19 protein-coding genes and 4 tRNA genes are annotated in these 22,585 nt (G+C 64.3%); 18 read left to right on the top strand and 5 right to left on the bottom strand.

Annotated elements, in window-relative coordinates; translation table 11 throughout:
* Positions 1-20 precede the first annotated feature (20 nt).
* The 5 genes from AC07O2_RS05260 (at position 21) to AC07O2_RS05240 (ending at position 2,071) form a co-directional block, all read left to right on the top strand.
* Positions 21-1,178, top strand: a complete 1,158-nt coding sequence (locus tag AC07O2_RS05260) for a pyridoxal phosphate-dependent aminotransferase (RefSeq protein ID WP_495074673.1) — start codon at positions 21-23, stop codon at positions 1,176-1,178.
* A gap of 100 nt (positions 1,179-1,278) precedes the next feature.
* Positions 1,279-1,354: transfer RNA gene (locus AC07O2_RS05255), tRNA-Gly, on the top strand.
* A gap of 47 nt (positions 1,355-1,401) precedes the next feature.
* Positions 1,402-1,475 (top strand) — tRNA-Cys (locus tag AC07O2_RS05250).
* 64 nt (positions 1,476-1,539) lie between these two features.
* Positions 1,540-1,615, top strand: a tRNA-Gly gene (locus tag AC07O2_RS05245).
* Between the two features lie 371 nt (positions 1,616-1,986).
* Positions 1,987-2,071 (top strand) — tRNA-Leu (locus tag AC07O2_RS05240).
* Between the two features lie 155 nt (positions 2,072-2,226).
* Here the strand turns inward: AC07O2_RS05240 and AC07O2_RS05235 are convergent.
* From AC07O2_RS05235 to AC07O2_RS05225, 3 genes are read right to left on the bottom strand one after another with little or no spacing between them, the layout of a single operon-like run.
* A complete protein-coding gene (locus AC07O2_RS05235; protein WP_495074672.1) occupies positions 2,227-3,423 on the bottom strand; it encodes an amidohydrolase family protein in 1,197 nt (398 codons plus the stop codon).
* 33 nt (positions 3,424-3,456) lie between these two features.
* Positions 3,457-4,161, bottom strand: coding sequence for a TetR/AcrR family transcriptional regulator (locus tag AC07O2_RS05230; protein WP_495074671.1), 705 nt, complete (start codon positions 4,159-4,161; stop codon positions 3,457-3,459).
* A gap of 10 nt (positions 4,162-4,171) precedes the next feature.
* On the bottom strand, positions 4,172-4,948 hold the full coding sequence (locus AC07O2_RS05225; protein WP_116608294.1) for a ferredoxin--NADP reductase: 777 nt from the start codon (positions 4,946-4,948) through the stop codon (positions 4,172-4,174).
* Positions 4,949-5,155: 207 nt separating this feature from the next.
* Between AC07O2_RS05225 and AC07O2_RS05220 the strand changes: the two genes are divergently transcribed.
* The 12 genes from AC07O2_RS05220 (at position 5,156) to AC07O2_RS05165 (ending at position 20,153) form a co-directional block, all read left to right on the top strand.
* Positions 5,156-6,739, top strand: a complete 1,584-nt coding sequence (locus AC07O2_RS05220) for a 6-hydroxynicotinate reductase (protein WP_495074670.1) — start codon at positions 5,156-5,158, stop codon at positions 6,737-6,739.
* Positions 6,740-6,762: 23 nt separating this feature from the next.
* Positions 6,763-7,686 (top strand): UPF0280 family protein, encoded by a 924-nt coding sequence (locus tag AC07O2_RS05215; protein WP_495074669.1) that lies wholly within the window; start codon positions 6,763-6,765, stop codon positions 7,684-7,686.
* A gap of 25 nt (positions 7,687-7,711) precedes the next feature.
* Positions 7,712-8,353 carry an amino acid synthesis family protein gene (locus AC07O2_RS05210; protein ID WP_495074668.1) on the top strand — a complete coding sequence of 214 codons (642 nt, stop codon included), beginning with the start codon at positions 7,712-7,714 and terminating at the stop codon, positions 8,351-8,353.
* Positions 8,354-8,390: 37 nt separating this feature from the next.
* Positions 8,391-8,975: an amino acid synthesis family protein gene (locus AC07O2_RS05205; protein ID WP_495074667.1), complete on the top strand. Its 585-nt coding sequence runs from the start codon at positions 8,391-8,393 to the stop codon at positions 8,973-8,975.
* A 35-nt stretch (positions 8,976-9,010) separates the two neighbouring features.
* Complete coding sequence (locus tag AC07O2_RS05200) at positions 9,011-10,216, top strand: ABC transporter substrate-binding protein (RefSeq protein WP_495074666.1); 1,206 nt, start codon at positions 9,011-9,013, stop codon at positions 10,214-10,216.
* A 45-nt stretch (positions 10,217-10,261) separates the two neighbouring features.
* Positions 10,262-12,160 carry an ABC transporter permease gene (locus AC07O2_RS05195; RefSeq protein WP_495074665.1) on the top strand — a complete coding sequence of 633 codons (1,899 nt, stop codon included), beginning with the start codon at positions 10,262-10,264 and terminating at the stop codon, positions 12,158-12,160.
* Complete coding sequence (locus AC07O2_RS05190; protein WP_495074664.1) at positions 12,157-13,026, top strand: ABC transporter ATP-binding protein; 870 nt, start codon at positions 12,157-12,159, stop codon at positions 13,024-13,026. The genes AC07O2_RS05195 and AC07O2_RS05190 overlap by 4 nt, the downstream gene beginning before the upstream one ends.
* The gene (locus AC07O2_RS05185; RefSeq protein ID WP_495074663.1) at positions 13,026-13,754 is read left to right on the top strand and encodes an ABC transporter ATP-binding protein; all 729 of its coding nucleotides are present in this window, start codon (positions 13,026-13,028) and stop codon (positions 13,752-13,754) included. Before AC07O2_RS05190 ends, AC07O2_RS05185 begins: the two co-directional genes overlap by 1 nt.
* A 26-nt stretch (positions 13,755-13,780) precedes the next feature.
* On the top strand, positions 13,781-14,500 hold the full coding sequence (gene pncA / locus AC07O2_RS05180) for a bifunctional nicotinamidase/pyrazinamidase (protein ID WP_495074662.1): 720 nt from the start codon (positions 13,781-13,783) through the stop codon (positions 14,498-14,500).
* Between the two features lie 4 nt (positions 14,501-14,504).
* Positions 14,505-14,969, top strand: coding sequence for a (2Fe-2S)-binding protein (locus tag AC07O2_RS05175; protein WP_495074661.1), 465 nt, complete (start codon positions 14,505-14,507; stop codon positions 14,967-14,969).
* Positions 14,966-18,505: a molybdopterin cofactor-binding domain-containing protein gene (locus AC07O2_RS05170; RefSeq protein WP_495074660.1), complete on the top strand. Its 3,540-nt coding sequence runs from the start codon at positions 14,966-14,968 to the stop codon at positions 18,503-18,505. The genes AC07O2_RS05175 and AC07O2_RS05170 overlap by 4 nt, the downstream gene beginning before the upstream one ends.
* A gap of 157 nt (positions 18,506-18,662) precedes the next feature.
* Positions 18,663-20,153, top strand: a complete 1,491-nt coding sequence (locus tag AC07O2_RS05165; protein WP_495074659.1) for a putative bifunctional diguanylate cyclase/phosphodiesterase — start codon at positions 18,663-18,665, stop codon at positions 20,151-20,153.
* 9 nt (positions 20,154-20,162) lie between these two features.
* Here the strand turns inward: AC07O2_RS05165 and AC07O2_RS05160 are convergent, their stop codons facing one another.
* Positions 20,163-20,699 carry a nucleotidyltransferase family protein gene (locus AC07O2_RS05160; protein ID WP_495074658.1) on the bottom strand — a complete coding sequence of 179 codons (537 nt, stop codon included), beginning with the start codon at positions 20,697-20,699 and terminating at the stop codon, positions 20,163-20,165.
* Positions 20,692-21,672 (bottom strand): XdhC family protein, encoded by a 981-nt coding sequence (locus tag AC07O2_RS05155; RefSeq protein ID WP_495074657.1) that lies wholly within the window; start codon positions 21,670-21,672, stop codon positions 20,692-20,694. The genes AC07O2_RS05160 and AC07O2_RS05155 overlap by 8 nt, the downstream gene beginning before the upstream one ends.
* Positions 21,673-21,947: 275 nt before the next feature.
* Here AC07O2_RS05155 and AC07O2_RS05150 point away from each other — a divergent pair, with 275 nt between their 5' ends.
* Complete coding sequence (locus AC07O2_RS05150) at positions 21,948-22,583, top strand: DUF6806 family protein (protein WP_495074656.1); 636 nt, start codon at positions 21,948-21,950, stop codon at positions 22,581-22,583.
* Positions 22,584-22,585 lie beyond the last annotated feature (2 nt).

The raw sequence follows: 22,585 nt of genomic DNA, 5'->3' as shown, positions 1-22,585 counted from the left end.
CATCTTTTCCACCTATCTCCATGCGCCAAGACATCCTGAATCTTGAGGAATCCAAAATCCGTGAAGTTGCCAATGCAGGCATGGGGCGCAGTGATGTGCTGGCCTTCTGGTTTGGCGAGAGCGACGAGGTGACGCCTGACTTCATTCGCCAGGCCGCGATCGCCTCCTTGCAGCAAGGTGAAACGTTTTACTCTCACAACCTGGGTTTGCCTGAACTGCGTGAAGCTGTGGCCGGCTATATGAGCCGCTTGCACGGTTCTATAGAGGTGAACCGCATTGCCATGACATCGGGCGGCGTGAGCGCACTGATGCTGGCCATCCAGATGTTGGTGGACGCGGGCGACGAGGTGGTTGCAGTGACGCCGGTGTGGCCCAACCTGACGGCCCAGCCTGTCATTCTGGGGGCGCAATTGCGCTGCGTGGCCTTGCAGCCGCAAGCCGATGGAGCCTGGGCCTTAGACATGGCGCAGCTGCTGGCGGCCATTACGCCAGAGACCAAACTGCTGATCCTAAATGCACCCAATAACCCCACTGGTTGGACGCTGACGAGAGCTGAGCAGCAAACCATCCTTGACCATTGCCGCCGTACGGGCACGTGGATACTGGCCGATGAGGTGTACGAGCGCCTGTACTACGAACCCAGTCCGAATGGCTGCGCCCCCAGCTTCCTGGATGTAGCCGAGCCGGAGGATCGCTTGATAGTGGTGCACAGTTTTTCCAAGAGCTTTTTGATGACGGGCTGGCGCCTGGGTTGGCTGGTGATGCCTGCCAGCGCAACGCCGCATATGGGTAAATTGATTGAGTTCAACACTTCCTGTGCCAGTGTCTTCGTGCAGCGCGCGGGCATCCAGGCTTTGCAGCGCACCGATGAGATCACCCCGCGCGTAGTGGCACATCTAAAGCAATGCCGTGACACCCTGGTACCCCTGCTGCAGGCCGTGCCCGGTGTGCACGTGGCACCTGCCAAAGGGGGCATGTATGCATTCTTCAAGCTTGAAGGCCATGACGACTCCTTGGTGACCGCCAAACGCTTAGTGGCAGAGGCTGGCCTGGGGCTGGCCCCCGGAAATGCGTTTGCACCACAGGCCCAGGGATGGTTGCGCTGGTGTTTCGCGTCGCAAAATCTGCAGAGATTGGAGCAGGGGGTGGAAAGACTCAAAAAGTGGGCTATAATTTGAGGCTTGCTGCAGCATACAAATAGTTTGAATCAGCAAGCGACAAGAACACAGTTCAAGTCAAAATAAGCTGAAAATCATGTTATGATTCAAGGCTTGAAACGCGGGAATAGCTCAGTTGGTAGAGCGCAACCTTGCCAAGGTTGAGGTCGAGAGTTCGAGACTCTTTTCCCGCTCCAAATTGGTAAAAAGGGAAGCAATGCTTCCCTTTTTTATGTGTGGTTTGGGCGCGATAACAAAGCGGTTATGTACCGGATTGCAAATCCGGCTAGCCCGGTTCGACTCCGGGTCGCGCCTCCAAAAAGCTTGGTCTGGTTTTCCAGATTAAGAGCAAAAAGTCATGCTATAATGCAAGGCTTGAAACGCGGGAATAGCTCAGTTGGTAGAGCGCAACCTTGCCAAGGTTGAGGTCGAGAGTTCGAGACTCTTTTCCCGCTCCAAATTAGTAAAAAAAGGAAGCTATATGCTTCCTTTTTTTACGTCCAAATTTGTTGTGTAAATAAGCGCTTGTGTATCGGACAGCCTTTCTGGGTGGCTTGTTCGTTTCTGCCGGCACGCCGTTTCAGTGCGATCTGAATGTCTCGCAAGAGTGGTTTTTGTTGCCAAGCTCGGGTGCTGGGCTTGCGATAGCAGAGTACAATCCAAAGGCTTTTCAGCACTGGCGCAAAGAAACAGAGGCGTCCAAGGTATTTGAGGTTCTACCCGCAATACCCTTACCGGCACTGACTGGTAGTCGCCTCTAGATCCGGCCCTGTCAACCATCACGTTGCCGGGGCTGTTTTGTTTCAACGTGCAAGTGCGTTGCGAAGTAGGCTCGGTGGTGTAATTGGTAGCCACAGCAGACTTAAAATCTGCCGACGCAAGTCGTACCGGTTCGATTCCGGTCCGAGCCACCATCTCTTATTTCACGAAGTCTCAAACACACCCGAAAAGCAACGACTCCAGTCTAAGGTTTCGTTTTTTCTCCGAAATGGAATTAACAGAGTCGCCTGTTCGGTTGTGCCAGTCGGACTCGCGTGAGAGCCCAGTCCACGACTAAATTGAAGCGCTCTTAAGACGCACCGACGTATGCCGGTACTGTCGTCGCCGGAGGTGTGTTCCTGCTGCGCTCGCAGCGTACGATGCCGTCGATCATCACCATGCCGACGCCGGGCAGGTCGCCGAGCTGCACGCTGTCGAGCAGGTCCCGGCCGGCCGAGTGCTGGGCCTTGTCCATGAAGACGAAATCGGCGGCACGGCCCACCTCGATCAGGCCGCAGTTCAGATTCCGAATACGCGCCGTATTGCCGGTGGCGAAGCAGAACACCAGTTCGGCCGGGATATTGCCCAGGCTGGACAGCAGGGCCACCATGCGCAGCATGCCCAGGGGCTGCACGCCCGATCCGGCCGGGCTGTCGGTACCGAGGATCACGCGGTGCGGACATTTGAGCTGCAGCGCGGCCTGGGCCGCGGCGATGGCGACTTTCTCGTTGCCGTTGTGCACGATCTCGATGGCGCGCGAGGACTTCTCGCACAGCTCGCACACATGGGCTTCGGACAACGAGGTGTGGCCGCCGTTGATGTGGCCGATCACATCGGCATCGGCCTCCAGCACCACGTCCTTGTCGATCAGGCCCGAGCCGGGGATGGACGGGCCTCCCGTGTGGATGGTGCTCTGGATGCCATATTTGCGCGCCCAGGCGACCATCTGCTGGGCTTCGTAGCCGGCCTTGACCGAGCCCAGGCCGACTTCGCCCAACAGGCTGACACCGGCATCGGCCAAGTCCTTGAAATCCTGCTCGACCATGCCTTTCTCGATGATGGGCGCGCCAGCTATCACCTTCACGCCGCCGGGGCGGAAGTTGTCGAATGCGCGTTGGGCGGTGATGGCCAGGGCCTTCAGTCCGACGATGTCCTTCGGCCGGCCCGGCAAATGCACTTCGCCGGCCGAAACCATGGTGGTGACGCCACCGTGCATGGTCGAGTCGATCCAGCCCAGCTGGTTCTGCCGCGGGGTCCAGTCGCCGAACACCGGGTGCACATGGCTGTCGATCAGGCCGGGGGCTACGCAGGTCTGTCGGGCGTCGATGGTGGTGCGGGCCTCGCTGGTGTCACAGTCCTTGGCCTTGCCGACAGCGACGATCAGACCGTCGTCGACGACGATGGTGTCTGCATCGAGGATGGGCTGGTCGATGTCGCCCGACAGCAGCAGACCAATATTCTGGATGACGACCTTGCCCGACTTTGCGCCGGCGATTGCTTCTGCCATGGTGTTCTTTCGTGGGGTGGTTGTATGGGATGGCTACAGGGTCACGGTGCGCAGCACGGTGTCGAGCACAAAGCCTTCCCAGTGCGCCAAGGCATCGGGGGCTTCGAGGTTGTCGCCCAGAAAGGCGGACAAGGTGTGCCGGTTCGACAGGTAGAAATAGCCGAGCGAGGCGATCAGCAGGTACACGTCGCGGGTTTGTAGATCGTCGCGGAACAGCTTTTGGGCGACGCCGTTCTGCATGATCTCACCGAGGATGGCAATCGCCGGCGACGAGTACTCGCGGGCCCGCAGCGACTTGGCGATGTGCTTGCCCTTGTGCAGGTTCTCTGTGTTCAGCAGGGTGATGAACTCCGGGTGCTTGCGGTAGTAGTCCAGCACAAAGCGGATCACCGCGCGCAGCGCCTCCAGCGGCTGGGCCACATCCAGCGCAAGGCGCGACTCGGCCTCGTTCATGCGGCGGTAAATGCCCTCCAGCACCTCGATGTACAAGCCTTCCTTGCTACCGAAGTAGTAGTAGATCATGCGGTCGTAGGACTTGGCGGCGGTGGAGATTTTCTCCACGCTGCCGCCGTCGTAGCCATGCTTGGCAAAGACCTTGGTGGCGGCGCGCAGGATGCTGTCGCGCGTGGCCTGGGCGTTTTGCTCACGTACGCCGGGCTTGGCGGTTTTGCCGGTCTTGCTTGCCGGTGCTTTCTTGCTGGCAACCGGTTGGCGGCCGGATTTGGCGGTGCTGGACATGGTGTGGTGCTTACTGTTCGGCGAACGCACGTTCTATCACGAAGTCGCCGGGGCGCGAGGTGTTACCTTCCTTGAAACCGCTTTCTTCGAGGCTGATTTTCAGGTCGCGCAGCATGGCCGGGCTGCCGCAGATCATCGCCCGGTCGGTGGCGGGGTCCAGATCGGGCAGGCCCAGGTCTTTGGCCAGCTTGCCGCTCTCGATCAGGTCGGTGATGCGGCCCATGGTGTGGAAGGCTTCGCGGGTCACCGTGGGGTAGTAGCGTAGCTGCTTGCTCACCAGCTCGCCCAGAAACTCATGCTGGGGCAGGTGCTGGGTCAAGAGGTCGTGGTAGGCGAGTTCTTCGACCTGGCGCACGCCGTGCACCAGAATGAGTTCCTCGTATTTTTCGTAGGTCGCGGGGTCATGGATCACGCTCATGAATGGTGCAAGACCAGTGCCCGTCGAGAACATGTACAGGCGCTTGCCGGGCAGCAGATAGTCGATCAGCAGGGTGCCGGTGGGCTTGCGTCCGACGATGATGCTGTCGCCCACCTGGATGTGCTGCAGGCGCGAGGTCAGCGGGCCGTCGGGCACCTTGATGCTCAGGAATTCCAGGTGTTCTTCATAGTTGGCGCTGACGATGCTGTAGGCGCGCAGCAGCGGCTTGCCGGTCTCGGTCTTCAGGCCGATCATGGTGAAGTGGCCGTTGGAAAACCGCAGTGACGGATCGCGGGTCGTGGTGAAGGTGAACAGCTTGTCTGTCCAGTGGTGCACGCTCAGCACGCGCTCTTCGTTGAATGCACTCATATGGTGTGTGGTGGAAAGTGGATGAAAACAGGGGATGCAATCTGGGGGTTGGCTAGTGTCTTTTCTGTTGCGGTGTGCATATGCTTATGCTAAATTGCCAGCACATAAAAATGTAGTGCTTGCAACATTTAAGTTAAGTGAATGCTACATAAATTGAGATTGCGGGACAAGTACTTTTCATAACCTCTGCTTGGTTGGTGCCCCACGATGACAGAACACACGAAGACTGACGGCCTGCCTGCCCTGGACGGCGGCGCGCCCCCTTTGCCGGAGCGGGCGGTGCCGCGCCATGAGCGCATGGCGACCGACAAGATTGCCTGCAATGCCTGCCCTGTGTTGTGCCAGATATCCGAAGGGCGTGCCGGGGCTTGCGACCGTTATGCCAACCAGGGCGGCACCTTGGTGCGGGTCGACCCGGTTGTGCTGCTGCGCCGCACGGTATCGGACGGAGCTGTACCGCTGGTGGCGTTCTCTGCCGCCGACGTGGCCCCGGACTGGAATGGCGACCTGCTGCGATCCGATGAGGTATTCGTCACCGGCGTGGGTTCGTCCACCACGTATCCCGACTACAAACCCGCGCCCTTCATCGTTGCATCCCAGGCCCAGGGCGTGGACATGGTGACCGTGGTCACCGAGGGCATCTTCAGCTACTGCAGTTTCAAGATCAAGATCGACACCGACCGCTACCTGGGCCCCGAGCAGGCCAATGTGCGCTGCAAGGGCGAAGTGGTCGGCCATGTCACCACTGCGGAATACGGTTCGCAGATGCTGTCCCTGGGCGGCGTGCACCACCTGACCGGCGGCAGCAAGAAAGAGGGCCGCGTCACCGTGCAGATGATGGAGGCCTTGGGCAACAAGCAGGCGGTGGAGCTGACCATCGACGGCGGTTCGCAGATCGTGGTGCAGGCCGGGCGCGCGCCCATCGTCAACGGCGTGGAAGAGCAGCGCATGCGTGTCGGTTGCGGTTCGGCGGCGGTCGGCATATTCGCCAAGCAGTTGTTTGGTGAGGCGGATGAAGTGGTGGTGGTCGACGACCACATCACCGGCGTGCTGACCGAGCACCAGGCGGGGCGCTGCCTGGACATGCCGCGCTCGGGCATCCAGATGCGCGGCCGCAAATCCACGCCAGGGCGTTACTTCCAGGTGGCGAATCCCGGCACCGGCTGGGGCGGTACCGATATAGCCGATCCGCTGTCCATCATTGAAGGCTGGGACCCCGAGGTGGCCCGACCGGGCATGCGTTTGCTGATGACATCCACCACTGGCGAGCATGCAGCCTGGTATGTGCTGAACGATGCCTTGCAGCCCGTGGAGCAGCCCATGCCGGCCAGCGTGCAGCGCATCATCGAGCGCATAGGCGAAAACTGCGAACCCTCGCTGTGCACCGTGCTGTTCCTTGGCGGTGCGGGCGGAAGCCTGCGCGCTGGCGTGACCGAGAACCCGGTGATGCTGACCCGCGCCATCAAGCAGGCGCTGGTCAACGTGACCTGCGGCGGAGCGCCCGCCTATGTGTGGCCGGGCGGTGGCATCACGGTGATGGTCGATGTGATGCGCATGCCCGACAAGAGCTTCGGCACCGTGCCCACGCCGGCCATCGTCGCGCCCATCGAATTCAGCCTGCGGTTGGATGACTACCGGGCGCTCGGCGGCCATATGGACCATGTGCGCAGCCTGGAGCAGGCTTTGCGCACGGGGGCATGGCACAGCGACGGTGCTCCCACGGCGCGGCTCTGGGTGCAGAACCCTGTGGCCAATGCCTGGCCCCTGGGCCAACCGCCGCTGCTGGGCTGAAACAGCACGCACCATCACACACCATGTTCGCCCAACGCGCTGCTCTTTCCGATGGCCGCTGGCATTTCCAGCATGGCCCCATCGACATCGTAGTCGGCGCCAACGGCGAGCCCTCGGCAGTGGCTCAGGCCCACCAGGCTGCATGGCAGCGCTTCCAAACCGTACTGCAGGAACTGGTGGCAGAGCTGCCCATCCTGCGCCAGGCCTTGCCCATGGAAGACGCATTACCCAGCGCCCATGAACGTCTGTCAGGTGCTGTTGCGCAGCGCATGTGGACAGCCTGCGCGCCGTTTCGTGCGGATTTCATTACGCCCATGGCAGCGGTGGCTGGTGCCGTGGCGCAAGAGCTGATTGCCTGCTACCAGCGCCCGGACGTAGAACGGGCCTGGGTGAACAACGGCGGCGATATTGCATTCCATCTGGCGCCGGGCCATAGTCTGCGGGTGGGTTTGTTTGCCGACCTGGATGCCATGGGAGCGGCGCTGGCGGACCTTGCGGGTTTGCGCACCGATGCGCAGGCTAGCCTGGAATACGGCTTGCCGGTGCGCGGCATCGCCACCAGCGGCTGGCGCGGACGCAGTTTCTCGTTAGGAATTGCCGATAGCGTGACGGTGTTGGCGGCCACCGCTGCGCAGGCCGATGCGGCCGCCACGGTGGTGGCGAATGCGGTGAATGTGCAGCATCCAGGCATCCTGCGACAACCGGCTTGCATGCTGCGTGATGACAGCGATCTGGGCAGCCTGTCGGTGACCACCGAGGTGCCGCAGCTGCCCCCCGACTTGGTGCGCAGGGCACTGGCTGCAGGGCTGGCCCAGGCGCAGGCTTTGCAGCGGGCTGGCTTGCTGTGGTCTGCGACCCTGGTGTGCCAGGGGCAATGGCAGCAGACGCAGGTAATTCCCGCTCTGGCAGCCGAGGATGTCACGCAAGTTGGTTCAGTATTTGCTTAATGAAATTTAGAAGACGATTCAATCCATGATCACGATTCGACGCATCTTTACCCACGTGGAAGAAATCCGCCACGAGTTCGGCCCCGAGGCCTCGGTTCCGTTGCTGCGCGGCGCCATCGGCGCGGTGCTGAGCAACCCCTTTGCCGGGCGCTTTGAGCCGAACATCCTGCCGATGATGGACGCGCTGCAAGACGTGGGTATAGACATGGCGCACCGCCTGCTGGGCGCCATGCAGCTGCCGGTGGAGCGCATTGCCAGCTACGGAAAGGGCGCGGTCATCGGCGCGGCCGGCGAGTTGGAGCACGGCGCGCTCTGGCATGTGCCCGGCGGCTACGCCATGCGCGAACTGCTGGGCTGGAAGGGCGACCGCAACGCCTACGCCAAAGGCCAGGCCGAAGAGAAAACCGGCCAACCGGGCAATGCCCTGGCCATCGTGCCGTCGACCAAGAAAGTCGGCGCGCCCGGCACTGCGTTGGATGTGCCGCTGACGCATATTAATGCCGCCTATGTGCGCAGCCATTTCGACGCCATCGAGGTGCGCGTGCCCGGAGCACCCGCCGCCGACGAGATCGTCTTCATCCTCGCCATGGCCTCCGGCGCCCGGGTCCACGCCCGCGTCGGCGGCCTCGAACCCCAGGGCATCGCCCGCTGGGACGGCCTGCGCTGAACTGCGCGTCACCTACACCCCATCCAGGAAGCACACCATGTCCGCCAAGATCCGAAAAATCATCGTCCAGGTCGATGAAGTCCATATCGAAATGGGCCAGCCCATTACACCGCCCACCCGCCGCGCACTGGCCATGGCGGTCATCGCCAACCCCTACGCGGGCCGCTATTCCGAGAACCTCGACGAGCTGATTACCATCGGCGAAGAACTCGGCGGCCTGCTGGGCGACAAATGCGTGCAAGCCCTGGGCATTGCGCCCGGTGCCGCGCAGAGCTACGGCAAGGCAGCCATCGTAGGCGAGGGCGGCGAGCTCGAGCACGCGGCCGCTATCCTGCACCCCAAGCTCGGCGCACCGCTGCGCAAGGCGGTGGAGAAGGGCGCGGCCCTGGTGCCTTCGGCCAAGAAGATTGGTGGCCTGGGTACGGCAGTGGATGTGCCGTTGGGCCACAAGGACGCGGCCTTTGTACGCAGCCATTTCGACGCCATGGAAGCCCGGGTGTCGGATGCGCCCCGCGCCCATGAAATCGTGGTGGCCGTGGTCGTCACCGACAGCGGCCGCCCGCTGCCGCGTATCGGCGGTTTGCAGGTGTCTGAGATCGTCGGTCAGGACGGCTTGCGCTAAACGGTTTTTCTTTTTTTGAACCCAGGAGTTTTGCCATGAAGTTATTGCGTCCTCTGCTCTACACCGCCAGCTGTGCCGCCGCGCTGGCCATGCTCTCCACCGCCCAGGCCCAGGGGGTCATCAAGATCGGCGAGGTCAATAGCTACAAGGCCCAACCGGCCTTTCTCGAGCCCTACAAGAAAGGCATGGAGCTGGCTGTTGAGGAAATCAACGCCAGCGGCGGCCTCAACGGCAAGAAGATCGAGCTGATCACCCGGGACGACAACGCCAACCCCGGCGACGCGGTACGCGTAGCCGAAGAGCTGATCTCGCGCGAGAAGGTCGATGTGCTCACTGGCACCTTCTTGTCCAACACCGGACTGGCCATGACCGATTTCGCCAAGCAGAAGAAGTTCTTCTTCCTGGCCGGCGAGCCGTTGACCGACAAGATCATCTGGGGCAGCGGCAACAAGTACACCTACCGCCTGCGCCCCGGCACCTATATGCAGGCCGCGATGCTGGTGCCCGAGGCCGTGAAGCTGAAGAAAAAACGCTGGGCCGTGGTCTACCCCAACTACGAATACGGCCAGTCGGCCGTGGCCGCGTTCAAGCAGCTGTTGAAGGCCGCACAGCCCGATGTGGAGTTCGTTGCCGAGCAAGCCACACCGTTGGGCAAGGTCGATGCCGGCAGCGTGGCCCAGGCCCTGGCCGATGCCAAGCCGGATGCGATCTTCAACGTGCTGTTTGGCGCCGACCTGTCCAAGTTCGTGCGCGAAGGCAATACCCGCGGTCTGTTCAAGGACCGCGAAGTGGTCAGCGTGCTGACCGGTGAGCCCGAGTACCTGGATCCGCTGAAAGACGAGTCGCCGAATGGCTGGATCGTCACCGGCTACCCCTGGTACGGCATCCAGACACCCGAGCACAAGGCCTTCTTCCTGGCCTACCACGGCAAGTACAAGGACTATCCGCGCCTCGGTTCGGTGGTCGGCTACACCGCCATCAAATCGCTGGCCGCCGGCATGAAGAAAGCCAAGAGCAGCGAGTCCGAAAAACTGGCCGTGGCCTTCCAGGGCTTGCAGGTCGACAGCCCCTTCGGCAAGATCACCTACCGTGCCCAGGACCACCAGTCGACCATGGGCGCCTTCGTCGGCAAGACCAAGAACGATGGTGGCAAGGGCGTGATGGTGGACTACACCTATCTCGACGGTGCCAAATACCTGCCCACGGACGCCGAAGTGGCCAAGCTGCGCGCTCCCGACTAAGCCTTCGACATAGCAGACCTCGCCCACGGCTCTTGAGGATACGGAATGAATTTTTCAGGCTTTGTGGTCCAGCTGCTGAACGGGCTGGCCGGGGCGTCGTCGCTGTTTCTAGTGGCGGCCGGGCTGTCGCTGATCTTTGGTGTGACCCGCATCGTGAACTTTGCCCACGGCTCGTTCTTCATGGTCGGCACCTATGTGGCGTATTCGCTGGTCGAGCAACTGGGCACGCGCCTGGGCTTCTGGCCGGCGGTGCTGCTGGCGGCGGTGGCGGTGGGCGTGCTGGGCGCGCTGATGGAGATGCTGTTGCTGCGGCGCATCTACAAGGCGCCCGAGCTGTTCCAGCTGCTGGCCACTTTTGCGCTGGTGCTGGTGATCAAGGACGCCGTGCTGTGGCTCTGGGGCCCGGACGAACTGCTGGGCCCGCGTGCGCCCGGCCTGTCGGGCGCGGTGGAGATTTTGGGCCGGCAGTTCCCCTCGTATGACGTTTTCCTGATCTTTGTCGGTCCCATCGTGCTGGGCCTGCTCTGGCTGTTGCTGACGCGTACCCGCTGGGGCACGCTGGTGCGCGCGGCCACGCAGGACCGCGACATGGTCAGCGCGCTGGGCGTGAACCAGGCCTGGCTGTTCACCGCAGTGTTCGCCCTGGGCGCGACGCTGGCCGGCCTGGGCGGCGCCCTGCAGCTGCCGCGCGAACCGGCGACGCTGGAGATGGATCTGAACACCATAGGCGCGGCCTTCGTGGTCGTGGTGGTCGGCGGCATGGGCTCGATTCCAGGCGCCTATGTGGCAGCGCTGCTGATCTCTGAAATCAAGGCCGTCTGCATCTGGCTGGGCGTGGTGGAGATCATGGGTTACAGCCTGTCGTTTTCCAAGCTGACCCTGGTGGTCGAATTCCTGGTCATGGCTGTGGTGCTGGTGGCCCGGCCCTGGGGCCTGATGGGCCGGCCCCAGCCCGCCAGCCGCTACGTGGGCATGCAGGAAGAGCCCTTGCGCCGCGCCAGCAAAGCCTATGGCATCGCGGCTGCGGTACTGGGCCTGGTGCTGTTGGCCTTGCCGGTGCTCACCGCCGGCTCTCCCTACACCACGGTGCTGATGATCGACCTGCTGGTGGCGGCCCTGTTCGCAGCCAGCCTGCACTTCATCATGGGGCCGGCGGGCATGCATTCCTTCGGCCATGCGGCCTACTTCGGCCTGGGGGCCTATGGCGCAGCGCTGCTGGTGCGCAGCACCGGCATGCCGATGGAACTGGCGCTGGTGGCCGCACCCCTGGTGGCCGCGCTGGGTGCCCTGGTCTACGGCTGGTTCGCGGTGCGGCTGTCGGGTGTGTATCTGGCGATGCTGACCCTGGCTTTCGCCCAGATCACCTGGGCCATCACCTACCAGTGGGATGCGTTCACCGGCGGCAGCAACGGGCTCACCGGCGTCTGGCCGTCGGAGTGGCTTTCCGACAAGCAAAGTTATTACTACCTCACGCTGGCGCTGGTGGCAGGCGGCGTGCTGTGGCTGCGGCGTGTGCTGTTCTCGCCGTTCGGCTATGCCTTGCGGGCCGGCCGCGACTCCAGCCTGCGCGCCGATGCCATCGGCATCGACGTCAAGCGCATGCAGTGGGCGGCCTTTGTGCTGGCCGGCGCGGCGGCGGGCTTGGCGGGGGCGTTGTACGCGTTCTCCAAGGGCAGTATCTCGCCCGAAACCCTGAGCGTGGGCCGCTCGGTCGACGGCCTGGTGATGGTGCTGCTGGGCGGCATCCAGACTCTGGCCGGGCCGGTGGTCGGCGCCGTCACCTTCACCTGGCTGCACGACACCGTGGCGCGCAACACCGACTATTGGCGCGCCATGCTGGGCGGCATCATCCTGCTGTTGGTGCTGCTGTTTCCGCAAGGCATTGCCGGCTATGCCCAGCAGCTGTTTGCACGTCTACGCAGCGCGCCGGAGGCCAAGCCATGAGCAGCACTCCTTTGCTGAAAGTCGCCGGCCTGGGCAAGTCCTTTGGCGGCAACAAGGCGGTCGACGGCATCGCCTTCGAGCTGGCCGCCGGCGAGCTGCTGGCGTTGATCGGCCCCAATGGTGCGGGCAAGTCCACCACCTTCAATATGGTCAACGGCCAGCTCAGGGCCGACCGCGGTTCGATCCAGCTCAACGGCCAGGAACTGGTCGGCCGCAAGCCGCGCGACATTTGGCACATGGGCGTGGGCCGGACCTTCCAGATCGCCGAAACCTTTGCCTCGCTCACCGTGGTCGAGAACGTGCAGATGGCGCTGCTGTCGCAGGCCGGCAAGCTGTTTTCCATGTGGCGCCGGGCGGCGGATTTTCAGCGCGACGAAGCCCTGCATCTGCTCGACCAGGTGGGCATGCGTGCCCAGGCCGAGCGTCCCTGCAATGTGCTGGCCTATGGCGACGTAAAGCGCGTCGAGCTGGCCATCGCCATGGCCAACAGCCCGAAGCTGCTGTTGATGGACGAGCCCACCGCCGGCATGGCGCCCAAGGAGCGTAACGACCTGATGGCCCTGACCAAGCAACTGGTGGTCGACCGCGGCATGGCCGTGCTGTTCACCGAGCACAGCATGGACGTGGTGTTCGCCTACGCCGACCGCATGATCGTGCTGGCGCGCGGCCGCCTGATCGCCGAGGGCAAACCGCTGGAGATCCGCGACCATCCCAAGGTGCAAGAGGTTTACTTCGGTACCGGAAAAACGTTTGAAAACCCCCAGGCTGCGCGGACTTCGTTCCGCTCCGCCAACCCCCTTGCAGGGGGCAACGCTAGCGGCCCGGCAGAGCCGGTTCCGCGGCGTTCCGCGAAGGGAGGGGCATGATGTCCACCGTCTTGCTGGAAGCCCAAGGCCTGTGCGCCTGGTATGGCGCGGCCCAGGTGCTGTACGGCGTGGACCTGAACGTGCAGCGCGGCGAAGTAGTGGCCCTGATGGGGCGTAACGGTGCAGGCAAATCGACCACCCTGAAGGCCGTGATGGGCATGCTGGCCAAGCGCCAGGGCCGCGTGCAGTTCATGGGGCACGACATTTCTACCAGTGAACCGCACCATGCGGCGCGCTTGGGCTTGGGCTATGTGCCCGAAGACCGGCGCATCTTCACCGACTTGTCGGTGCTGGAAAACCTGTCCGTCGGCCAGCAGCCGCCGCGCCGCTGGGCCGACGGCAGCAATGCCCCGCTGTGGACGCCCGAGCGCCTGTTCCAGCTGTTCCCGAATTTGGGCGAGATGCCCAACCGCCCCGGCGGCCAGATGAGCGGCGGCGAGCAGCAAATGCTGACTGTGGCGCGCACCCTCATGGGCAACCCGTATCTGGTGCTGCTGGACGAGCCCTCCGAAGGCGTGGCCCCAGTGATCGTCGAACAGATGGCCCACATGATTCTGGCCCTCAAGGCCCAGGGCGTGAGCATCCTGCTGTCCGAGCAGAACATGCACTTCGCCGAGCTGGTGTCCGACCGCGCCTATGTGCTGGAAAAAGGCCAGATCCGCTACCAGGCATCGATGAGCGATCTCGCCGCGAACGACGAAGTGCGCCGCGCCTATTTGAGCGTCTGATTTCCCCAACCTTAGGAGCATCCACCATGCACAGCAGCCACCGCAGAACCCTTTTGAAGTCCACTGCCGCCCTCGGCGTGCTGGGCGGCCTCGGCCTCTCGGCATTTGCCGCCGGCAAGATCAAGCCTGGCAGCGCAGCTCTGATCGTGGTCGATGTGCAGAACTGCTTTCTCGAAGGCGGGACTCTGGCCGTCAAGGGCGGCACCGAGGTGGTTCCGGTGATCAACCAGCTGGCACCCGCGTTCGAGAACATCGTCGTCACGCAGGACTGGCACACGGCCGGCCACGCGTCTTTCGCCAGCACGTATGCGGGAAAAAAGCCTTTCGAGACCACCAAGCTGAACTACGGCACCCAGGTGCTCTGGCCCGACCACTGCGTACAGGGCACGGACGACGCGAACGTCAGCAAAGACCTGAAGCTGCCCACCGCCCAGCTCATCATCCGCAAGGGCTTCCACAAGGAGATGGACAGCTACTCGGCCTTCGAAGAGGCCGACCACAAGACCGCCACCGGCCTGGCCGGCTACCTGAAGGCGCGCGGCATCAAGACGGTGTTCGTCACCGGTTTGGCCACCGACTTTTGCGTGGCCTGGACGGCGATGGACGCGCGCAAGCTGGGCTTCGAGGTCTATGTGGTCGAAGACGCCACACGCGGCATCGACCTGAACGGCTCCTTGGCGGCGGCCTGGAAGAGCATGACTGCCAAAGGCGTGAAGCGCATCCAGTCGACTGACATCGCCACCTGAATCCGTGCCCACGCTGCACGTCAACGGCCACCCCCATGCGCTGCCCGCCGGCGGCGCCACCCTGCTGCACCTGTTGCGCAACGACCTGGGCCTGAACAGCCCCAAGTACGGCTGCGGTCTGGGCGAGTGTGGGGTCTGCACGGTGCTGGTCGATGGCATGGCGGCACGCGCCTGCGTGGTCCCCGCGCAGGGCGTGGCCGGGCGTGACATCACTACGCTTGAGGGCTTGCGTACGGCTGCAGCCTTGCACCCGGTGCAGCAGGCATTTCTGGACACCCAGGCCGCCCAGTGTGGCTACTGCCTGAACGGCATGGTGATGATGGCTGTGTCGCTTCTGCAGCACAATCCGCAGCCCACCGAGGCCCAGATTCGCGCCCAGCTCTCCCACAACCTGTGTCGCTGCGGCACGCATGTGGAGATACTGCGGGCCGTGCAGCGCGCTGCAGTCTTGCTGGCGGAATCTGCATGAGCATGCGGGCCCAGGATGCGCTGAGCCGCGCCGACTTCCATGCGGCGAGTGGCGTGCTGCTGGTGGTGCGCCAGCCGCCGGCCCCGCCGCCGCCCGTGCCCGGTCAACCGGCCGCCGTGCCCGCCAACCCGGACGAGGGTGTGGAGATTCTGCTGGCCGTCTGGGACGACGGCAGCGTCACCGCGCTCAACGGTCATGTAGACCTGGGCACCGGCCTGCGCACCGCGCTCACCCAGGTGGTGGCCGAGGAGCTGGACCTGCCGATGGAGCGCATCCACATGGTGCTGGGCGACACCGCGCGCGCGCCCAACCAGGGCGCGACCATCGCCAGCGCCTCGCTGCAGATCCACGCCGAGCCCTTGCGCCGCGCGGCAGCCCAGGCCAAGGCCTGGTTGGTGCAACGCGCTGCGCCCGGTATTGCCGATGCGCTGGCCGGCCAGCACGTGCAACTGCTGCTGGACCTGCAGACGCCGGTCAAAGACCCCAAGGACTACCGCACCGTCGGCCAGTCGGTCCCGCGCGTCGAAATGCTGGACAAACTTACCGGTGAGCTGGTGTTTGTGCACGACATGCGCGTGCCCGGCATGCTGCACGGCCGCGTGGTGCGCCCGCCGTATGCGGGGGCCGACCATGGCGACTTCATCGGCAACACGCTGCAGGCTGTGGACGAGGCCAGCATCGCCCACATCCCCGGCATCCGCGCCGTGGTCGTGCTGCGCGACTTTGTCGGCATCGTCGCCGAGCGCGAAGAGCAGGCCGAGCAGGCCTTGCGCGAACTGCGCGTGCATTGGAAGCCCTGGCCCGGCATGCCGGATCTGCGCGACGTGCAGCAGGCCATCCGCAACAACCCGCGCAGCACCCGCAAGCTGGTCGACGAGGGCGATGTGGACGCGGCGTTGGCGGCAGCCGCCGAGGCCATGCCGCGCACCTATGTGTGGCCCTACCAGATGCATGCGTCCATCGGCCCGTCGTGTGCGGTGGCCGATTGGCAGGGGACTCAGCTCACGGTCTGGGCTGGTACGCAGAACCCGCACGTGCTGCGCTTCGATCTGTCGCGCCTGGTGGGTCTGCCCGACGTGGCCATCAACGTCATCCGCATGGAGGCCGCCGGTTGCTACGGCCGCAACGGCGCCGACGATGTAGCGGCCGACGCGGCCCTGCTATCGCGCGCGGTGGGCGCCCCGGTGCGGGTGCAGCTGACGCGCGAGCAAGAACATCTGTGGGAGCCCAAGGGCGCGGCCCAGCTGATGGAAGTGCAGGGCGGCCTGAACGCCGACGGCTCGCCAGCCGCGTATGACTTCCAGACCTCCTATCCGTCGAACGGCGCACCGACCCTGGCCCTGCTGCTGACGCGCAGCATCGAACCGGTGGCCCAGGCTTTCGAGATGGGCGACCGCACGGCGCGCCCGCCCTACAGCTACGACAACCTGCGGGTCAGCGTGCACGACATGCCGCCCATCGTGCGCGCCTCCTGGCTGCGTGGCGTGTCTGCGCTGCCGAACTCCTTTGCCCACGAGTCCTACATCGATGAGCTGGCCACGACCGCCGGCGTGGACCCTGTGGACTACCGGCTGCGCTATCTGCACGACCCGCGCGCCGCCGAGCTGGTGCGCGCCACCGCCGACAAGGCCGGCTGGAAGCCGCACACCCAGCCGCAGCAGCAAGCAGCCGCAGGCGATTGGGTCACCGGCCAGGGCTTTGCCTATGCCCGCTACAACCACAGCAAATGGCCGGGCTACGGCTCGGCTTGGGCCGCCTGGGTGGCCGATGTGGATGTGAACCGCGCCACCGGCGAGGTGCATGTGCGCCGCGTGGTGGTCGGGCACGACGCCGGCCTGCTGGTGAATCCCGCCGGCGTCGAGCAGCAAATCCACGGCAATGTGCTGCAAACCACCAGCCGCGCGCTGAAGGAAAAAGTGCAGTTCACCCCCGGCACCAACACCGTGGCCAGCCAGGAATGGGGCAGCTACCCGATCCTGAACTTCCGCGAAGTGCCTGTCATCGAGGTCATGCACATGCCGCGCCCCGGTGAACCGGCGCTGGGCGCGGGCGAATCCTCGTCGGTGCCCGGCACGGCGGCGATTGCGAACGCCATCTTCGACGCCACCGGCGTGCGCTTCCGCGAGCCGCCGTTCACGCCCGAAGTCGTGCGTTCGGCATTGAATATGCCTCTGCCGCAGGAAGCACCTGCGCAAGTAGCTATCAATTCAGGAGTAACCCCGGCGCAGCTGGCGCGCCTGCCCTGGCCGGCCCGCCGCACGCTGTGGGCCAGCGCCGGCGCGCTGCTGGCTGGCGTGGTCGGCCTGGGCGCGGCACTGTTCGGCGGCCGCGCCGCCATCGCGCCCAGCGTACAGGCTGGTCCATCTGCCTACACCGCAGCTACCATAGAGCGCGGCCGCCAACTGGCCGCCGTGGGCAATTGTGTGGGCTGCCACACCGCGCCTGGCGGCCAGCCCAACGCCGGCGGCCTGGCCATGCACACGCCGTTTGGCACGGTCTACAGCACCAACCTCACGCCCGATCAGGAGACCGGCATCGGCCAGTGGTCGTTCAGCGCCTTCCAGCGCGCGATGCGCGAGGGCATCAGCCGCGACGGTCGCCTGCTGTACCCGGCCTTCCCGTTCACCGCCTTCGCCAAGACCAGCGACGCCGACCTGACTGCGCTCTACGCCTACCTGATGGCCCAGCCGGCGGTCCAGGCCGCCACGCCGCCCGCGCAGATGCGCTTCCCGTTCAATATCCGCCCGCTGATGGCCGGCTGGAATGCGCTGTTCCACGACGCCACGCCTTACCAGCCGCAAGCCCAGCAGTCGGCTGAGTGGAATCGCGGCGCTTACCTGGTCAACGGCCTGGGCCACTGCGGTGCCTGCCACACACCGCGCAACGCGCTGGGTGCCGAGCGGGGCGGCAGCAGCTTCCTGGCCGGCGCCCTGGTCGACGGCTGGGAAGCCCCGGCGCTGACCGCCTTGTCCAAAGCCCCTGTGCCTTGGAACGCCGACGCGCTCTACAAGTACCTGCGCCACGGCCACGCCCCTGAGCACGGCGCCGCCACCGGCCCCATGGCCCCGGTGGTGCGCGAGCTGGCGGCCCTGCCCGACGCCGACATCCGCGCCATGGCCCGCTACCTGGTCAGCCTCCAGACCGACACCGCGCCCCAAACCAACTCCCAGGCCGTCGTCCAGCAAGCCGCCCTGGCAGCCCCGCTGCCTGGTGCGGCCCAGCGCCTGTTCAACGGCGCCTGTGCTGCCTGCCACCACGATGGCGACGGCCCGCGCCTGCTGGGCGTCAACGTGCCGCTGGCGCTGAACAGCAATCTGCACAGCGACCGGCCCGACAACCTGCTGCAGACCATACTGAACGGCGTGCAAGAGCCCGCGGGCCGCGAAGTAGGCTTCATGCCCGCCTTTCGCCACAGCCTGTCGGACGCCCAGGTGGCAGAGCTGGCCGGCTATATGCGGCAGCGCTTTGCGCCAGGCAAGCCGGCGTGGGGGGATTTGCCGGCGGCGGTGGCGCGGGTACGGGGACTGCAGCCCTAGTGTGGTGTTGTGCGCTACATAAAGCCAAGTCTTTACCGCGCAAATTGCCAACTTCAAAAGCATCGGCGCAGGCATACTTCGCGCTGGACTGCTGCATGCGTGCATGGCAATCCGTTTTTTTCCTCCATAACACCTACCTGCCACTTCCACACATTCCATGGAATTCATTCGCTCCAGCCCGCTTGCGCCCTGGTTGTTGCTGTTTCTGGCAGCGGGGCTGGCGGTCCTTGCGGTGTATTTGCTATGGCGCTGGCAGCGCACGGCGGCCCGGCTGGCCGAGGTATCGCGCGAGCTGGCCCAGGCTTACGCCCGCGACGGCCTGACCGGCTTGCTGACACCACGGCAGTTCGAACGCGAGCTGGACCATGCTGTGCTGCATGGCGATTTTGAGGGCCACGCGGTGTGCGTGCTGTACGTCGATGTGGACCATTTCCGTTCGGCCAACGAGGCCTTTGGCAAGCAGGCTGGCGACCAGGTGCTGCAGGAACTGGCCAAGCGTATCCAGACGCGCCTGGGCAGTGGGACCATTGCGGCGCGCATGGTGGGCAATGAGTTTGCAGTCATCGTCCGTGGTGGGTTGGAGGCCGGGCGGCACGCGGCTGCGCTGGTGTCCGCGGCCTGCGCGGCGCCGATTGTGGTGCAGTCCAAGGCCAAGTCCCAGTCTTTGACATTGACCTGCTCCATCGGCCTGGCGGTTTACCCAGAGCACGCCGAGCGGCGCAACCTGGTGGAGCGGGCTGCGATGGCGATGCGGTCGGTCAAGCTGGCCGGCGGCGATGGCTTTGCCGAATACGACCCGCTGCTGGCCCAGGCACGGCGGGACAGCGCTTCGCTGATGCATGACCTGCGTGGTGCGCTGGAGCGGCAGGAATTTCAGCTGTACTACCAGCCGAAGATTGACGCCCGCAGCCTGCAGGTCACTTCAGCCGAGGCCTTGATACGCTGGCGCCACCCCAAGCGCGGCCTGGTCGGGCCGGACAAATTCATTCCCCTGGCCGAGCGCTACGGCATGATGCAGTCCATCGGCCGCTGGGTCATAGAGCAGGCCTGCCAGCAGGCGCAAACCTGGCGCGAGCAGGGCCTGAGCATGCGCATCGCCGTCAATATCTCGGGCCAGCAGCTGCGCCGTGATGATTTCGCCGAGCATCTGCACAGTGTCCTGGTGCAGACCGGTACGCCGGCAGCCCGTTTTACCTGCGAGATCACCGAGTCCGTGGCGCTGGAAAACACCGCCGCCACCATGCAGACTTTCGAGAAGCTGCGGGCGATGGGCGTGCACGTGTCGATTGACGACTTCGGCACCGGCCATTCCAGCCTGGCCACACTGCGCAAACTGCCGGCGGCCGAATTGAAGATCGACCGCGCCTTCGTCATCGACCTGGAAACCAGTGAACACGCCCAGTTCATTGCCAACTCGGTGGTGCGCATGGCGCACGCACTGGACATGCGGGTCGTGGCCGAGGGTGTTGAGACCCGGACCCAGCGTGATCTGCTGGTGCAGATGGGCTGCGACGAGCTACAGGGCTATCTGTTCGCCAAGCCCATGCGTGCCAAGGAACTGGGCGTGTGGGCGGCCCGGGAGCATGACAAGGCCGAGGCCTTGTTCCGGCCATCGCTGTATTTTGAGGGCGATCCGTTCGCGTCTTAAGGGCAGGTTCTAACGGTTTTGCCAATGCGCCCGTGCCCGATCCAGGTCCTGCACGGTATCTACATCCAGCACGCAGCCGGCATCAAATACTATTAATTTTGTAGCTGCTTGCGCAGGTAGTATCTGCGCTGCACCGCGATTTCCTTTGAGGTTTTCCAGCGCCTCGCCACAGGCGGCCGAGAAGCGCACCGGGTGCCCGCGCTGGTCTTCGAATACCGGCACCAGCATGTCGGTCGGCATGGCAGCGGTGGCGATCTGTCGCAGCGTCGCCGCTTGCACCAGCGGCAGGTCACCTGGCAGGATCAGCCAGCCTGGGGCATCGCGCGTGGCGCGCACGGCGGCGGCGATGCTGTCACCCATGCCAGGGTGGCCGGCATCCTCCAGGTGCCAGCGTAGGCCGCTGGCGCGCACGGCGGCCAGGGTGCGCTGCAGCACCGTCAAGCCATGCAGATCGGCCTGCAGTTTGTGCACCGTGCCGCCGGACGCCAGAAAGCGCTCGCCGCGGCCGGAGGCCAGCACCAGCACGACGGGCAGGGTTTCAGGCATGGACGCTGCAGGCGCTTGCCTTGAGGGCGTCGGCGGGGTGGGCGGCAGTGTTCTTGACCTGGATGATCTCGGCCAGGATGGATACCGCAATTTCCGCCGGCGTGCGCGCACCTATGCGCAGGCCTACCGGGCCGTGCAGTCGCTCCAACTGGGCATCGTTCAGGTCGAAGTGTTCGGCCAGGCGCTGTTTGCGCTTGGTCTGGTTGCGTTGCGAGCCCAGGGCGCCCACGTAAAACGCATCGGAGGTCAGCGCCTCCATCAGCGCCATGTCGTCGAGCTTGGGGTCGTGCGTCAGGGCAACGATGGCCGTGTGGGCATCGGGCTGCAGCGCGCGCACCACATCGTCGGGCATGCCGTCCAGGCGCCGAACATTGGTCGGCAGGGCCTGGGCATATTCCTCGCGTGGGTCGCACACCAGCACCTCGAAGTCCAGTGCGGTGGCCATGCTGGCCACGGCTTGCGACAACTGGCCGGCGCCTATCAGCAGCAGGCGCCAGCGCGGGCCGAACAAGGTGGTCAGCGTCTGGCCGTCGAAGGCCATGGCCTGGTCGCGGCGGGCGCCGTGCAGCTGTACCGCGCCGCTGGCCAGGTCCAGGCTGCGGGCCACCAGTTGGTGGTCGGCGGTGCGCTGCAGCAGCTCGGCGATCCAGTCTGTGTCATGTAGTGGCTCCTGCACCAGGCGCAGGCTGCCGCCGCAGGGCAGGCCGAAGCGGGCGGCTTCGTCTTGCGTCACGCCGTAGCTCAACAGGGTGGGGCGGCCTTGTGTGGGGCGGGCGCGGGTGTGTAGATCGTCCTCTATGCAGCCGCCAGACACCGAACCACTGACCAGACCGTCGCCGCGTAGCGCCAGCAGTGCGCCAGGCGGGCGTGGGGCGCTGCCCCAGGTTTCCACCACGGTGAACAGGGTGGCGCTGTGGCCGGCTTGCAACCAGGCCAGGGCATCGGCCAATACGCGTAGATCGAGACTTTCCATCCGTTCATCGTAACGTGCGTTGGAACTTGGGCGTGCTTGTTCTGCTTTCCAGCGCGGTTGGTGCATATGCATATGCGGCGGCAAGTAAAATCTTGGACTGTATTAAATCCACAACAAATCGGAACGTCTTTCATTTTGACGGCAGTTTCTCGAAAGTCTTTTCCGAAAACCAGCATCCATGCGGTTTTCAAAAGCTTTTTTGATTACGGTCCGACCACCCTCTCTAAAAAAGCGCGCTGGTTCCCAACCATCTGAAAAGCGCCTAATATCTCCTTATGCCTCGTTACAACGCCCCCTTCGAAATCCACGTGCATGGCCAGGTGCCTTTGCGTACTGACGTGACGTTCCAACAAGTTCAGGATGCGCTCAAGCCGCTGTGGAAATACGCTGGCGCCAAGTCCCTGGCCGATGCGGCGGGCAGCGCTTACGAGGAAGAGCCCGGCATCCAGTTCGACGCTGTGGAACACATGCTGCAAATGTGCTGGACCGTGCCGGGCGACGAAGATTTCAAGCAGGCTTTGGACGAAATGTGCATGAGCCTGAACGAGCTGGCCGATGGCGGCGCCTCCATCGAAGTCACGTTTTATGACACCGATTTCGATGAGGACGACCAGGAAGCCACCGACGATTCCCGCGACGACTTCATGATGCTGTTTGTTGGCCCCACGCCGGCCGCCATCATGCAGGTGCAGCGTGACCTGCTGGTGCAGGACGTGGTCAACATGATGGAGCGCCACTTTGACGCATCCGAACTCAACGGCGTGGTGAACGAGATCGACCAGCTCTTCACCCGGCGCTTTGATGCCCTGGTGAATTCGCTGGAGCTGGGCAAACCGCCACGCGGCCCCGGTGGCTCTGGCGGCACCGGTGGCCACGGCGGCGGCGGTCGCCGTCCGCGCCACCTGCACTAACC

This window comes from Rhodoferax sp. GW821-FHT10B06, from assembly GCF_059415605.1.
This window is presented reverse-complemented; position numbering and strand designations above follow the sequence as displayed.

Coding starts and splice junctions, on each gene's coding strand:
- AC07O2_RS05165 (WP_495074659.1), top strand. CDS start 18,663: ATGGAATTCATTCGCTCCAGCCCGCTTGCGCCCTGGTTGTTGCTGTTT.
- AC07O2_RS05195 (WP_495074665.1), top strand. CDS start 10,262: ATGAATTTTTCAGGCTTTGTGGTCCAGCTGCTGAACGGGCTGGCCGGG.
- AC07O2_RS05220 (WP_495074670.1), top strand. CDS start 5,156: ATGACAGAACACACGAAGACTGACGGCCTGCCTGCCCTGGACGGCGGC.
- AC07O2_RS05150 (WP_495074656.1), top strand. CDS start 21,948: ATGCCTCGTTACAACGCCCCCTTCGAAATCCACGTGCATGGCCAGGTG.
- AC07O2_RS05200 (WP_495074666.1), top strand. CDS start 9,011: ATGAAGTTATTGCGTCCTCTGCTCTACACCGCCAGCTGTGCCGCCGCG.
- AC07O2_RS05160 (WP_495074658.1), bottom strand. CDS start 20,699: ATGCCTGAAACCCTGCCCGTCGTGCTGGTGCTGGCCTCCGGCCGCGGC.
- AC07O2_RS05225 (WP_116608294.1), bottom strand. CDS start 4,948: ATGAGTGCATTCAACGAAGAGCGCGTGCTGAGCGTGCACCACTGGACA.
- AC07O2_RS05170 (WP_495074660.1), top strand. CDS start 14,966: ATGAGCATGCGGGCCCAGGATGCGCTGAGCCGCGCCGACTTCCATGCG.
- AC07O2_RS05210 (WP_495074668.1), top strand. CDS start 7,712: ATGATCACGATTCGACGCATCTTTACCCACGTGGAAGAAATCCGCCAC.
- AC07O2_RS05185 (WP_495074663.1), top strand. CDS start 13,026: ATGTCCACCGTCTTGCTGGAAGCCCAAGGCCTGTGCGCCTGGTATGGC.
- AC07O2_RS05260 (WP_495074673.1), top strand. CDS start 21: ATGCGCCAAGACATCCTGAATCTTGAGGAATCCAAAATCCGTGAAGTT.
- AC07O2_RS05215 (WP_495074669.1), top strand. CDS start 6,763: ATGTTCGCCCAACGCGCTGCTCTTTCCGATGGCCGCTGGCATTTCCAG.
- AC07O2_RS05230 (WP_495074671.1), bottom strand. CDS start 4,161: ATGTCCAGCACCGCCAAATCCGGCCGCCAACCGGTTGCCAGCAAGAAA.
- AC07O2_RS05205 (WP_495074667.1), top strand. CDS start 8,391: ATGTCCGCCAAGATCCGAAAAATCATCGTCCAGGTCGATGAAGTCCAT.
- AC07O2_RS05155 (WP_495074657.1), bottom strand. CDS start 21,672: ATGGAAAGTCTCGATCTACGCGTATTGGCCGATGCCCTGGCCTGGTTG.
- pncA (WP_495074662.1), top strand. CDS start 13,781: ATGCACAGCAGCCACCGCAGAACCCTTTTGAAGTCCACTGCCGCCCTC.
- AC07O2_RS05190 (WP_495074664.1), top strand. CDS start 12,157: ATGAGCAGCACTCCTTTGCTGAAAGTCGCCGGCCTGGGCAAGTCCTTT.
- AC07O2_RS05235 (WP_495074672.1), bottom strand. CDS start 3,423: ATGGCAGAAGCAATCGCCGGCGCAAAGTCGGGCAAGGTCGTCATCCAG.